Genomic DNA, 14936 nt, shown 5'->3' on the forward strand with positions numbered 1-14936 from the left:
CGACAGAGGTTTTATTCTCCAAAATTATGATTTAGTTTAGGTTTATTGCTTGTTTTATGAAATGTTAAATCAAATATATTGAGTTTTTCACTAAATACAATACAATTCTTAAAATATTTTATTTTTATTTTCGTTACACAAACACCTAAAACTTTAGTTATTATTCTTTTTTAATCACAAATTTTTATTCAAATATTGCAAATAGGCTATTCTGAGAGGGCTTTTAGTTTTTTTTAATTAATTCCGTGATGTTTTTGCTTAATTTTGTTGACAATATTTTAACTGCCTTTTATGAAAAAAGCTACTTTACTGTTTTGCCTGTTACTCTGTTGTTCATTCTTTTCTCTTGCTCAAACCTTACCCATCAGTATTCAACTGACTGAAAGTAACCAGTCTCCTATTATTGGTGCGACTATCAGAATTGTCAATTGTGCCGATACTACTAAGATTCTCAATAGTACAACTGATACCTCAGGCATAGCCCGATTTAATCTTGTCGCCAATCAACAATACAGCATGACCGCCACTTCGGTGGGTTATAAAACCTTAACTAAAGGCATTAATGCCACAGGCAGACAATCAGTTCTAAAGTTTGTGATGGAAACAGATAACCAGTTATTAGGTGATGTGGTAGTAACAGCCCGAAAACCCTTAATGCAACAAGAAGATGATAAAACCATAGTTGACCCTGAACCCATTGCCAATACCAGTACAAGTGCCTACGAGATAATGGAGAAAATTCCGGGCTTATTTGTTGATCAGGATGGAAATATCTATCTCAGCAATTCAAGCCCTGCTACTATTTATATTAATGGTAGGGAGCAAAAAATGAGTACAGCCGATATTGCGGCCATTTTAAAGAGTCTCCCACCCAATAGTATTGAGAAAGTAGAAATAATGCGTACACCCTCAGCCAAATACGATGCCAGTGGTAGCGGTGGGGTAGTGAATGTAATTCTGAAAAAAGGTGTAAAAATCGGATTTACCGGAAGTGCCAATGCCGGAATGAATCAGGGCAGATATGGTAACCAGTTTATAGGAATCAGTCTCAATAACAGTAGTGGTAAGTTGACTTCTTTTCTAAACCTCAATTATTCGCACCGCAATACTTTTGAGCAGATACAAACTACCCGTCGTTTTTCGGCAGATAAAGAATTATTTCAGAATGCTTACACTACTTTTCCGGGAAATCAGGCTTATGTAGGTTTTGGCTTAGGATATGAAGTAAATAAAAAATGGGAACTCAACTACGATGCCCGCCTGAGTTATAACCAGAATAATTCTTCCTCTAATAATGAAAGCATTATCCGTCAGCTTAATTCTTTAGAGGTTCTTACCAATAACATTAATACAACCAACAGCAAAGGAAACAATTATGCCATTAATCAGGGAATCAATGCCCGGTACAAATTAGATACTTTAGGCTCTGAATGGACTACCGATATTTCTTACAATTATTTCAATAACCAAACCGACCAGATTTTTAATACTGCTTATGTGTTACCGACTGTGTCTGCCATGGGTGGTACCGGAGACATTGGCAACAACAGAAACTTTGTTGCAGCACAAACTGATGTTAAATATAAATTACCTCATAAAATTACTTTAGAGACCGGACTAAAAGCCACTTACCAGTTATTCAAAAGTAATACTGCTTATTTTACCAAAATAGGTGAGCAACAAAATATTGACATATCACGCACCAATCAGTTTAATTATAACGAAAGCATTTATGCGGCTTATGTTCAGCTATCAAAAACTATTGGAGGTTTTATTCTGAAAGCAGGCACAAGGCTCGAAAACACCAATATGAACGGGCATCAGTTGATTCCTTCAGATACCTCTTTCAAGGTAAAGCGCACAGATTTATTTCCTTATATTTATCTGAGCCAGAAATTAGGCAAAATTGCAGGTTATGAAATGCGGGCTTATCTGGTACACCGTAAATCTATTACCCGTCCGGTTTATGAATACCTGAATCCTTCGCCCCGTTTCATTGACCAGTATTTATACGAAGCAGGAAATCCTTCTTTAAGACCACAGTTTACGAATAATTTTGAAGCTAATATCAGCATTGAAGACCGACCTATTTTTGCGATAGGCCGCAACTACACACAGGATATTTTTACAAATGTAATTTATCAGAATCCTGATAATCCAAGTATTGCATACCGTACTTACGATAACTTAGGCAGGAATAAGGAAACTTATTTCAGGCTTTTAGGAGCGGTACCGCCTATCTACCGTTACTTTTTTGTTGCCGGAGCACAGTTTAATTATAACGATTATAATGGTTTGTACGAAAATGCCCCTTTGTCTTTCCAAAGAGGTAGCTGGACATTCTTTACTTTTCACCAGTTTAAATTAGACAAACTTACCAATATCAGCCTGAATGGCTTCTTCCGTCTGAAAGGGCAACAACAATTTTATGAGTTAAGCAATTTCGGCAATCTGAACCTGAATATTAACCGCCAGTTTCTGAACAAAAAGCTCATGATTACTTTAAGTATGAACGATGTGTTTTATACCAATAAGAATCATTTTACTATTAATCAGGGCAGCATTTCTGCTTTTGGGTTCCGCCAGGGCGATACCCGTCGGGTAGGTTTGAATGTGCGTTATAATTTTGGTTTCCGCAAGAGAGAAGAACGCAATAACCCTTTCAATTTTGAGAATCTGGAGCGTAGTAGTAATTAATTATGGTCGTAGATGTTTATTCAATTCTTCTACTAAAAGATAAACTTTTGTAACAGGATTCTGTTCATGTGGGCTTAAATGTTCTACTGATTCAAACTGACGTCTTGCTCTATTTATTGCTTCTTCCTGTTCAGCACGTGTATCTTTATCAAGTTTTTCATAGATATTTTTACAAAATTCTAATTTTTTACCTTCTTTTTCATAATTTATCTCCCACAACTCGCTTAGTTTATCATAGAAATAGCCTCTCAATTGCTGTTCTTCTACATTTTTATAGTGTAGCAAAAACCATAACTCAAATGAATCGTTAGAATAAGCTACTTTAAACCTTCTATCTCTTCCATAGGCTATTTTATGAATAGCACTATTAAAATCTTCTTTCTGTTTTTCCTCATAATTTATATCCATGTCAAAAACGCACCAGACTTCATCATAGTCCTCTTGTTTTGCTAATCTCTTAGCATACTCCACCAATGACATTTTTACTCTACCAATGCCTATCGCTTCAATAGTGGCCGTTAATACCGGAAATTTTTTAAAATACCACTCTTCTGTTTGACCTTCGCAAACAATTAAAAATCTTTTCCCCTTTGTTCTTGTTTCTATTGGGTATTTAGAAATCTGAGTCTTTCTATTCCACGCTTTTCCCTGGTCACCTTTTTTAGCTGGTTTTAAAGACATATATTATTTGTTAAAAATTGATTCAAAATCACCAACAAAAGGAATTGCGCCATAACGACCATCTAAATAGTCTTTTTCAAAAGAGGCATCGTTTCTAACCCCCTTAAATTCTACTAAATCATATAAATGACTGGCGCCATATTTATCTTTTTCTACAAATGCTATTTGGTCTCTACGCAATAATTTAGCGTTTAACAAATTTGTATCATGAGTTGTAAAAATAAATTGAGCCCTACTAGAATTTTTATTATATAAATCTACGATTCTCTGGCTGATTATTGGATGGAAACGAGAATCGAATTCATCTATAATAAGAGGTATCCCATTTTGTATTGAATTTAAAATACTTATGCTCAATTCTAACAATTTTTTAGTCCCCTCAGATTCATGATATTCAAAATCTAATTGTTCTACCATATTATTTCTATATCTATTTATATGGTTAGCTGATATAAAAAACTTTCTTTTTCCTTCTAAAATATCATGAATAATATCTATATCAAACGGATTCTCATCCAATGATTTTACTTGTATTAAATCTAACCACTCTCTGCCGTCTTTATTTTTTACCTCAAAAACTTCTATTTTCTCAATTGAAGTGTCTGCAAACTTTAATATATCACTAATATCATCTAAACTCTCTTTATATTGTAATAATGGCGCTACCATTTGGATAGCACGCTCTCTATAAATTTCATAAATTATACCCATACTTGCAACATAAGCACTAATTGATCCCAAAATTGAAGAATCAAAAATATGGGACATTGATAAAATCAAGGACTTTTTTTGAAGTAAGTTATGACTCAGATTAAATAATTTTGAGATTTTCTTAAGTTTGGTGTCATTAAATTTTATTTCATTTTTATCTCTGACATAATAGTAAACTTCTTTTTGTGCAGGTCTTCCATAAAGCCATTCCGAGATTATGCAATCATTCCTATATTCAAATCCATATCTATAAATTACTTCATCAATTATAAATATCATTTGCATAAATGTTGGAGTCTCTAAATCTTTTTCTTCTCCTAAAAGGAACCTATCTGTACTTTCAGGAACAACATTTTCATCTTTGAAAGAATGAAGAATGATTTGTTGAAAAACTTTTAATGCCTTTATTATATTACTCTTTCCGCTTGCATTTGCCCCATAGATAGCTTTAGTTTTTACTAATCTTATTTTTTCTGTTGCTTGAAAAACATTTTGCTCATCAAGTTCTTTGTATTTTGAACTAATTGGCGCAGCAACCATACTTAATGTCTGAACATCCTTTATAGAGCGGAAATTGCCAACACTAAATTCAATAATCATATGGTTTAAAGTTAAAATTTGTGATTTTTTCGTAAATATATCCTTTATAATAACATAATTCTGATAATTAAAGTTTATTTTATTATTTTAGTAAAATATTAGCAATTAGTGCTAAACCGTTTAATTTTTAGATTTCTTTAATCAGAATTCAACAACAATTCGCTAATTTTCGGCTCTATTTCAATTTCTAATCTTTTTAATACCTCATGACCTTTAAAAACCTCTTCAGAAGCAAGATTCCTCTCTTGCTTGTATCAATCGGTTTGGTTGTTTCGTGTATGCGAACTTCTTCAACCAAAAATAAACCGATAGTTGTTACCGAAGACCCTGCAAAGGCTATTAGTAAAGCCAAAGAAATCCGTGAAAAAACGGCAGCTAAATTAGCTGATGGTTTGCAAATGACACTTTGGGCTTCGGACTCACTTGCGCCTGACCCTGTTTCAATGACTATTGATGATTATGGACGTGTGTATCTGACCAGAACAAACAGACAAAAAAATTCAGAGTTTGATATTCGCGGCCACCGCGACTGGATGACCCCCTCAATTGGCTTACAGACGGTTGAAGACCGTCGGGCTTTTTTAAGAGCCACTTTTGCCCCTGAAAAAAGCAAAGAAAACTCTTGGGTGAAAGACTTAAACGAAGATGGTTCTCACGACTGGAAAGACCTTGCTGTTGAGCAAGATGAAATCTGGCGCATAGAAGATAAAAACAACGATGGCATTGCCGATATTTCAACCCGTATCCTAAGCGATTTTAATGAAGAAATCACCGACGTAGCCGGGGGTATTCTGGCTCGCGAAGATGATATGTTTGTAGGTATTGCACCTGATGTATGGCGATTGAAAGACAACAACGGTGATGGCATTATTGACCAGAAAACCTCTATCAGTCATGGGTATGGTGTACACATCGGCTTTAGCGGTCATGGGATGTCTGGCTTGATTGAAGGCCCTGATGGAAGAATTTATTGGAATATCGGAGATATAGGGGCAAATATTACTACCAAAGACGGTAAGAAATATGAACACCCTAATTCAGGAATTATTGCCCGCTCGAACCCTGATGGTAGTGATTTTGAAATTTTTGCGGCAGGTTTGAGAAATACCCATGAATTTGTTTTTGACGAATACGGCAACCTGATTTCATCTGATAATGACGGAGACCACCCTGGCGAAAGTGAAAGATTAGTGCACGTAGTAGAAGGCTCTGATGCAGGCTGGCGTTCGAACTGGCAGTATGGTAAATACACCGACCCTAAAAACAACAAATACAAAGTATGGATGGACGAAGGTTTATACAAACCTCGTTGGGACGGTCAAGCGGCTTATATCATTCCGCCTATCAGAAACTATCACAACGGACCAACCGGAATGGTGTATAATCCAGGTACTGCTTTAGGTAAAGACTGGAAGAATAAGTTTTTCTTAGTAGAGTTTGTGGGTGCGCCAAACCGTTCGCACATCTGGTCGTTTGGGTTAAAACCAAAAGGTGCTTCTTTCGATTTTGAAAGTGAAAAAGATGTAGTAAGTGGTATTTTACCAACAGGTATCCGTTTCGGCCCTGATGGCGCCTTATATGTGGCTGACTGGATTAATGGCTGGGGAACAAAGAACTATGGTAGAGTATGGAAAATAGATGTAGCCAACGATAAAAACGATTTAAAAGCGCAAAGAGAAGAAACCAAACGTTTGATTCAGTTGAAATACCCTGCACAGACAGACGATATGTTGTATTCATTATTAATGAATGTAGATATGCGTATCCGTCAGAAAGCGCAGATGGAATTAGCCAAGCGTGATAAAAGAGGTTTTGCGGTATTCAACAAGGCCATCACACAAAGAGAAAACCAACTGGCTCGTGTGCACGGTATCTGGGGTATAGGTCAGTTAACCCGTATGAATAGCTCTTATGCTTCGCCTTTAGGAGAATTATTAGGCGATAAAGACGAGGAAATAGTAGCACAAGCCGCTAAAATTATTGGCGATGCCCGTGTAAAATCTTTAAGCAATCAGCTGATACCGCTATTGAAAAGTACCAATGCACGTGTAAGGTTCTTTGCCGCAGAAGCTTTGGGTAGAACAGCCAACCCCGATGCGGTACAACCATTGATTGATTTATTAAAAGCCAACAACGACGAAGATGTGTATATCAGACATGCCGCTGTTTTGGCCTTATCAAGAATCGGTAAAGTTGATCCAATCATTGCTTTGTCAAGCAATCCGAGCAAGGCTTTAAGAACAGCGGCAGTATTAGTTTTAAGAAGAATGAAAGATGCCAATATTTCTGTTTTCTTAAATGATGCTGATGAATACATTGTAGCAGAAGCAGCGAGAGGTATCAACGATGATACGTCTATCGAAGCAGCTTTGCCAGCTTTGGCAGCTACTTTGAAAGACACTCGTTTCAAATCTGAAGTAATTATCAGAAGAGCGATTAATGCTGCTTTGAGAGTAGGTGGAGAGAAAGAATTAGATTTATTGATTGCCTTTGCTAAAAGAACAGATATAAAAGATGAGATTAAAGCGGAGGCTTTAGCTACTTTAGGCTCGTGGGCTAATCCATCGGTATTAGACCGTGTAGATGGTCGTTATCGTGGTAAATTGCAAAGAGATGTTGCCATGGCCAGAAATAAAGTGCAACCGCATATTGCAGCGTTTTTGAAAGAAAAAAATCCTGATACACAGGTGGCAATCGCTGGTTTATTAGCCGATTTGAATATTTCTGATGCCAATAATCAACTGGTTGCCATCTATGATGCCACGACTGAAAACAAAGTAAAAATTGCCATTTTAGCTTCATTAAACAGCCTGAAATATCCTGGTATAGATGCCTTGATGAAAAAGGGTATGGACGATAAAGACGAAAACGTAAGAACGGCTGCTTTAGGGTTATTGAACAATTCGAACGTAACAAAAGAGTCTTTGCCTGTAATTGTTAACTCTATTTTCAGCAAAGGAAGCATCAAAGAACAACAACAGATGTTAGTGGTATTATCGAAGATGGAAGCAGATAAAACGCAGGTAATCTTAGATAATTTAGTTACGCAGTTAATTGATAAGAAATTATCTCCGAATATATCTCTTGAGTTAAAAGAAGCTGTTGATGCCACTGGTTCAGAAAGTCTTAAAGCTAAATTAGCTGCTAACAGTGCCCATAATTCTCCAATGGACGAGTTCAGAGAGTCATTGTTTGGAGGAAACCGTTTTGCAGGGCGTCAGTATTTCATGACTAGTGCAACAGGAGAATGTGCGAGATGCCACGCTATTGGCGGTAGTGGTGGTACCGTTGGGCCTAATTTATCAAATATTGGTGATGTATTAACCCGTGAACAAATCTTACAGGCCTTGATTGAGCCAAGCGCCAGAATTTCTCCGGGCTATGGGTCAGTTACGCTTAAATTGAAAGATGGACAGGAAGTAACAGGAACATTGGCGAAAGAAACAGAAAGCGAATTAACTATCAATACTTCTGATGCAGAGCCTCTGGTGATTCCGGTAGCCCGAATTGCTAAAAGAGATAATTTTCCATCAGCTATGCCTCCAATGGGAACATTAATGACGAAACGAGAAGTAAGAGATGTGGTAGAATTTTTGTCGTCACTGAAAAAGTAATTAGCTTTATATCCTGAAAAGGCTTTCTAAGTTCGAAATGCTTAGAAAGCCTTTTTTTGTTTCGGACGACTTACTTTAACTTGTCAACCTTGAAAGGTATTCTACATACCATTCTTATCTGTTGTTTTTTCCCCTTACTGGCTTTTAGTCAGGGGAACGACCAGTGCATTGGCCCCAATATAGGCACAGGGTCAATATATCCAAAAGCAACCGTAGGCTGCGTACCATTCACAGTAGAAATTGAAAAAACGGAAATTAATTCACGAGACAGTCAATATATCTATATGTATGTTGGTGGACCACCCACTAATGCTGTTACTGCGAAAAGTTTCACCTATACTAAACCCGGTGCCTATAAATTGATGCAGATTTCATATAGAAACGATAATGGACAGGAGCTAAGAACTTGCGCTACTATAACAGTTTTAGATACTGCCAAAATAGAAATCAATCCAAAAATCTGTAATAATACGGTTAGTTTAAACCTGAGTGATGTAAGAAAAAACGGAACTATTCCGTATGACTATTGCTATATTAACTGGGGCGATGGCTCAACGCTTGAAAAAGTCAATTTACCTACTGTTCCTGTATCTCATACCTATACTGATAAGACTGATAAGAAAATAAGTGTAAAGGGCGGATATATTGTAGAAGATTGCGGTGGAAGTAACAGTATCAACTTAAAGTTTCCCATTATCAACGAACCGAAAATTCAGGAGTTGAGCAAAACCGCAGCCAATAAGTTTGCTATCAGTTTTACTAATGAAACAGGCGACGATTATGCAATTCTGGCCAACGGACAGGAACTATTCTCGAAAAAAGGGAAATTAGGATTGGAACAGGTTTCATTCGATAACCCTAATGCCAATACCTGTTACAGTATTCAATTACAAAATGCCTGTTTTACCAATACTACATCGAAAGAAGTTTGTGATATTAACTTCCAACTAAAACCAACAACAGACGGCAATGAACTGACCTGGTTAAAACCAGCCCCCGAACCCATTACTAACTTTACACTCATTAAAAATAACAATAAGTCAGTGGCTGCCAATAACTCCTTTTATTCTGACAAAGAGGTTACCTGTAATGACCAGTATTGTTATCAGCTAAAATTTATGAGTAATGGAAGTAGTTTTAGTAGTGAACAACTCTGTGTAAAAAATACATTGATATCTTGTGAAACCCTTATACCTATTCATGTACCTACTGCTTTCAGCCCCAATAACGATGGAGTGAATGATAAGTTATTACTATTTGGTGATTTAGAAAAATTTATCAGTCTGAAAATATATAACCGTCGGGGTCATGTAGTGAAAACAATAAATTATCCTTATGAGGCATGGAATGGAGACGACCAGCCCGCAGGCATCTATGAATATATGCTAAAAATCAGAACCAATACCTATAATGAATTTATTTTGCTGGGTGTAGTTACTTTGATAAAATAGATACTACCTGAACCTGACAATTACATTTTTAGATTTAGATACAGGTTTTTCATCTTTCGTAGCCGGAAACCACTTAGGGCCGTTTTTTATCAGACGGATAGCCTCTTCATCGCAACCATAGCCTAAACTTTTGGCTATGGTAAAATCTGATAATTCCCCTTTTTCGTTTACCACAAAGCTCACTATTACCCGGCCTTGAATATTCATTTGCAGGGCTTTTGGTGGGCGTTTGGTATTTTCTTTCAGATACACTTCAAAGGCTTCCCAACCAAACTCAGGTTTTGCATCGGTAACTGCATTTTCAAACACTACGTCGTTTGGGCTACTGACTGAAACTTTGGGCTTAGTTGGCAAATGAATGTTATGTTCGCTATAAACAATTTTATTGGGTAAACTATTAAAAGGTATTTCCATCTGAGGCATAATCGGGCTATTGAATATTACTATATCTCCTCTCTGGCCATCTCTTAAACTAAATTTCCCAACTTCATCAGTTCGGGTGCCGTCTGCTTTGCCTTTTATATTAATGGTTACATCTTTCATGGGTTCATTATCCTCATCAACCACTACGCCCGTTACAGCAGCCCTTGCCATCCGACCTGCTCCACCCGGTAAACTTTTACTTTCAACAATTGCTTCGTTTCTATCTGCTACTTCTTTTTTCTTTTCTGCTGCTCCGGCAACTGGTGCCGATGCCACAGGTGGCGGAGGCAGTTCTGAAACTTTATCTTCTGTTACAGGTTGGGTAATAACTGCTGCCTCGGTTTCTTCTACAACTGCCGGTGCTGCTTCTCTCACCACTGCCTGAGCCTGATTGGCATGCGCAAACTCTTGTTTCTGTTTTGCTGTATTCTTTGTTACCGATTCTTCCAGTTTTCTTAGTTTTGTATTATCTTCTTTGGCAATGGGTGCAGTTGCGGTCGGTTCTGATAAGTTATCAGCATCCGCTTTATTTTTCATCACTATAGCCGTATCGGCTTCACTTTGCTTATTGTCCAATAAGTAATAGGTTCCGCCAAAAACCAGTAGTAAAGTGGCTGCTATACTTACAGGTTTCCAGATTTTTACTATGCTAAATACAGGTGTGTGTTTGTTAGCCGTCTGATTAATTCTGTTTCCTAATCTTGATTTAAGGTCAGTAAGGTTTTTATCAACAGATAGCTTATCTTTTTTAATGGCAGACAGACCCTCAGCGGCATCGGCATAGAAAGGCTGTTCGAGCAGAAGTTTTTCTACCCGGTGCATTTCCTGAAACGTCATTTCTCCGGCTTCATACCTTTTCAGGTCTTCAGCCGTGAGTATGTTCTGTTCAGGAGTAGCTATTTGTTTTTTCTTTGCCATTATTGATTCTTTTCCATACAAATTTTCAGATTCCGCTTACCGTTCTGAATGTAGCTTTTCACTTTATTCATATCAAAACCTGTTTTATCAACAATCTCTTTATAACACTTTTCCTGCAGATAAAACAATTCTATACACGATTTCTGTTCACGGTCTAATTTGCCAATACAGTTTTCTAATTTCTGCAAATCACCTTCCAGATTTATCTCTTCATCTATTAGATGCAAAACAGGTTCGTTTTCCACAAAATCCTCGTCTGAAATTTCTAAATCTCCTGCTTCTATCTTCCTTGACCGCAATTGCATCAGACAATAATTACGTGCCACACTATGCAACCAACTCTTAAAATTACTGACCTGATGTTTTTTTAAGTCGTTTATCAACTGCTCAAAAATTTCCATCGTGGCATCTTTGCTCTCTTCTTCGTCTCGCAGATACTTGTAACAAACTGCAAAAACCATTTCCATATTGCGCTCATATAATTCGCCCAACACATTCAAATCGCCACTGAACTGATAGGCTGCTATGTATTCAGCATCAGTCTGGGGTTTAGATTTGCGTTTGAAAAATTGCATTCGTTAAGCGTTTTCGGAAGTTCAGAAAACAAATTTAATTTTTTTCTGAAATTTTTATGGAATTTTTATGAAGTCTTCATCAATAGGGAAAATCAGGAAGATTTCATGTTTTTAACAATTACCCCAAGCCATGAAAACCTTCTCACAAAATTTTGATTGGGGATGATAAAATTATGGGAATTAAATTATTGCTTCTGACTTTGACTCTTTATTTAGGGTTCATTTTTGTGCAGGAACGCACCATTACAGGTACGGTTACTTCTGCTGATGACAATTTTCCTATACCGGGTGTAACAGTAACCGTAAAAGGAACAAACAAAGGTACAGTAACTGATGCAAACGGTAAGTATAGCATTAATGTTTCTACATTGCATAATATGCTGGTGTTTAAAACTCTTGGGTATGCTACCAAAGAAGTAAAAGTAACAGATACAAAATCGGTATGGAATGTAAAACTGGAGATGAGTGTAGAAGCGCTTGAGGAAGCTATTGTAACAGGAAAATCAGAGGATTTGTATGACAACGAGGCCAAGTCTATCCACATGAATAAGGCGAAAGCAATGCCCGGTGGTGGTTTGTATGCACCTGCACCCATGATGCGTAGTATGGCCGCTGCTGACTATAACACAGAAGAATATGGTACGTTTGAAGAAAACGTTTTTCATGAAACAAAGAAAGAGGCCTTGACTACTTTCTCGATTGATGTGGACAGAGCTGCTTACAGCAATATGAGAAGAATGATAAATAACGGGCAATTACCACCAAAAGACGCCATTCGTATTGAAGAAATGATTAATTATTTCGATTATAACTATGCGCAACCCACAGGTAAAGACCCGGTGAGTTTTCAGACTGAGATTTCAGACTCGCCCTGGAACAAGGGTTTGAAACTGCTGCATATTGGCTTACAGGCAAAGAAAATACCTACTGATAATTTACCTGCCTCTAATCTGGTTTTCTTGATTGATGTATCAGGTTCCATGAGTGATTATAACAAATTACCCTTATTGAAACAGGGCTTTAAATTATTGGTTGACCAACTGCGCCCAAATGATCATGTGGCCATTGTAGTGTATGCAGGGGCTGCCGGATTGGTATTGCCTTCAACATCGGGCAAAGAAAAGCCAAAAATAAAAGAAGCGCTGGAAAACCTGCAAGCAGGAGGCTCAACAGCCGGAGGAGAGGGCATTAAATTAGCTTACAAGATTGCTTTGGAAAACTTCATTAAAGGAGGCAATAACCGGGTAATTTTAGCCACTGACGGCGATTTTAATATTGGCACCTCAAGCGAAGCAGATTTAAAAACATTGATAGAAAATAAAAGAGAGTCGGGCGTGTATTTAAGTGTGTTGGGTTTTGGAATGGGTAATTATAAAGATAATAAAATGGAAACGCTGGCAGATAAAGGCAATGGAAACTATGCTTATATTGATGACCTGCAGGAAGCCCAGAAGGAGTTTGTAACCGAGTTTGGCGGAACGCTCTTTACAGTGGCAAAAGACGTAAAACTTCAACTGGAGTTTAATCCTAAATATGTAAAGGCTTATCGTTTAATAGGGTATGAAAACCGCCGATTGAATAACGAAGACTTTAATGATGATAAAAAAGATGCCGGAGAAATGGGTTCGGGGCATACCGTAACTGCCATTTACGAAATTATTCCGGCAGGAATTGAAAGCCAGTATTTAGGTAAAGTTGACCCTTTAAAATATCAGGAAAATAAAAACCTGACTCATGTAGGTAATTCAAACGAAGTGTTAACTATCAAGCTACGTTATAAACTGCCTGATGAGAATACAAGTAAACTGATAGAACAGGTAGTGTATGACAAGCACACTACTTTTGACAAAACTTCTGATAATTTCAGATTAGCCGCTTCGGTAGCAGAATTTGGTTTACTACTAAGACAATCAAACTTTAAAGGGAATGCTAATTATGAGCATATTATTGCTACTGCCAAATCAGCCAGAGGGAATGATGAAGAAGGGTACAGAGCCGAATTTATTAAGTTGGTAAAGATGGCGCAATTGTTATCTAATAAAGATATAGCCCGCGATAATTGAGCAAATGCAAACATGAGTCATCCCGAATTTTGGGTAATACTTAAATGAATTAATGCATTCAAACAATTGGAGATGGCTAATCTCAATCTGTAAATCGGTATCGAAGCATTTCGGTACCGATTTCCTGTTCTATGACACCAGTTTTTGAGCAGGATAGGGATAAAACTACTCCAGTTTCTGAGCATCGATAGTAAGAAGTCATAGACAAGTGTCACAATGGCCATTAATTTGAGTCTATTTTCCCAAAACCAAAGTCTGGGTGATTCTAACCCCAATTCTGCTTTCCCTACTCTGAAAGTCTGTTCTATGTTCCATCGATGCATATAAGAATGGAGCATCTGCCAGGCATCTTTGTTGGATAAAACAATACAACAAGTAAGCAGATACATAGGTGCTTGCCGTCCTTTTTTGTCTCTTACTACAATCAGGTAAAGTTCTTTATCAGGGAATTCAGGATGAATCACTGCACAGAAAGCAATACCGATGTGTTTAGTAATTTTACGTTGGGTATCCAATACTACTTTTCTGGCAGAAGATTTTAAATACCGAGCAATCTGATGCGTCTGTTTAGTACCTTTTTGTGGATGAATGAGCAAAATATTCTTTTTCCAACGAACCAGAAAATCCTGTTCAAAGTGCATCATCCATTCAATAGTCCATGCAGAAGCATAGCCTCTGTCAAGTACATGTAAAACCTTTACGATGAGTGACTTGTTGAGTTTTTTGAGCATTCGGAACATGATATTCGAAGCCAATTCCTTGTATTTACCTCTACTGGTCCACCAACTCATTTGACACACCGAGGGGATTTCTCCCAAAGCTGATACCATCGTAGCTGTCCAATGAAAACCTGGTACACAAATCCGACTGGCTGGTGGATGGTAAAAACCTTTCTTGATTTTGGTTAATCGTTTCCCTTTGCTACTTTCTACACTACATAAGCCCTCCATGAACCAAGACTCTGGTTTTTCTATCCGACTATCATCCCACAATAACAGTGGACGAAGACCTCTTGCCTGTAAATCTCTGATGCGTTCTTTGGCCTTTGCAAACAAAAAATTGTCAACTAATTTACTTTCCCATTTCTTACTCCGAAGTAGATTACTGATGCGTTTGGTGCCTGCTGGGGCATGGGCAAAACCACAGATGTAAGCCCCTAACTCGCTTAATAATAAACCCATTTTCTGATTGCGGAAAACCAGT

At 37.4% G+C, this 14936-nt stretch carries 9 protein-coding genes; 4 read left to right on the forward strand and 5 right to left on the reverse strand.

Annotation, left to right across the window (positions count from 1 at the left end; genetic code table 11):
- Positions 1 to 291 precede the first annotated feature (291 nt).
- Entirely contained in the window at positions 292 to 2697 is a 2406-nt protein-coding gene (locus tag EWM59_RS22835; RefSeq protein WP_130023570.1) for a TonB-dependent receptor, read from the forward strand.
- Here EWM59_RS22835 and EWM59_RS22840 read toward each other — a convergent pair whose 3' ends face one another.
- Together EWM59_RS22840 and EWM59_RS22845 are read right to left on the reverse strand one after the other, a co-directional pair.
- Complete coding sequence (locus EWM59_RS22840) at positions 2698 to 3378, reverse strand: RloB family protein (protein WP_130023571.1); 681 nt, start codon at positions 3376 to 3378, stop codon at positions 2698 to 2700. It abuts the gene before it with no gap.
- 3 nt (positions 3379 to 3381) lie between these two features.
- Positions 3382 to 4689, reverse strand: a complete 1308-nt coding sequence (locus tag EWM59_RS22845) for an AAA family ATPase (protein WP_130023572.1) — start codon at positions 4687 to 4689, stop codon at positions 3382 to 3384.
- A 206-nt stretch (positions 4690 to 4895) separates the two neighbouring features.
- On the opposite strand from EWM59_RS22845, the gene EWM59_RS22850 reads away from it, so the two are divergent.
- Positions 4896 to 8303 carry a DUF7133 domain-containing protein gene (locus EWM59_RS22850; protein ID WP_130023573.1) on the forward strand — a complete coding sequence of 1136 codons (3408 nt, stop codon included), beginning with the start codon at positions 4896 to 4898 and terminating at the stop codon, positions 8301 to 8303.
- A gap of 89 nt (positions 8304 to 8392) precedes the next feature.
- Positions 8393 to 9754 carry a T9SS type B sorting domain-containing protein gene (locus tag EWM59_RS22855; RefSeq protein ID WP_130023574.1) on the forward strand — a complete coding sequence of 454 codons (1362 nt, stop codon included), beginning with the start codon at positions 8393 to 8395 and terminating at the stop codon, positions 9752 to 9754.
- A gap of 3 nt (positions 9755 to 9757) precedes the next feature.
- On the opposite strand, the gene EWM59_RS22860 is transcribed toward EWM59_RS22855, so the two are convergent.
- Together EWM59_RS22860 and EWM59_RS22865 are read right to left on the reverse strand one after the other, a co-directional pair.
- Positions 9758 to 11095, reverse strand: coding sequence for an energy transducer TonB (locus EWM59_RS22860; protein WP_130023575.1), 1338 nt, complete (start codon positions 11093 to 11095; stop codon positions 9758 to 9760).
- Entirely contained in the window at positions 11095 to 11670 is a 576-nt protein-coding gene (locus EWM59_RS22865; RefSeq protein WP_130023576.1) for an RNA polymerase sigma factor, read from the reverse strand. The genes EWM59_RS22860 and EWM59_RS22865 overlap by 1 nt, the downstream gene beginning before the upstream one ends.
- 173 nt (positions 11671 to 11843) lie before the next feature.
- On the opposite strand from EWM59_RS22865, the gene EWM59_RS22870 reads away from it, so the two are divergent.
- Positions 11844 to 13733 carry a vWA domain-containing protein gene (locus EWM59_RS22870; protein ID WP_130023577.1) on the forward strand — a complete coding sequence of 630 codons (1890 nt, stop codon included), beginning with the start codon at positions 11844 to 11846 and terminating at the stop codon, positions 13731 to 13733.
- Positions 13734 to 13750: 17 nt separating this feature from the next.
- On the opposite strand, the gene EWM59_RS22875 is transcribed toward EWM59_RS22870, so the two are convergent.
- Positions 13751 to 14936, reverse strand: a 1186-nt coding sequence (locus EWM59_RS22875; RefSeq protein WP_445447092.1) for a transposase, incomplete at its 5' end; no start/stop codon positions are given.

Source organism: Emticicia agri, from assembly GCF_004168285.1.
In the GTDB taxonomy this organism is placed as follows: Bacteria; Bacteroidota; Bacteroidia; order Cytophagales; family Spirosomataceae; genus Emticicia; species Emticicia agri.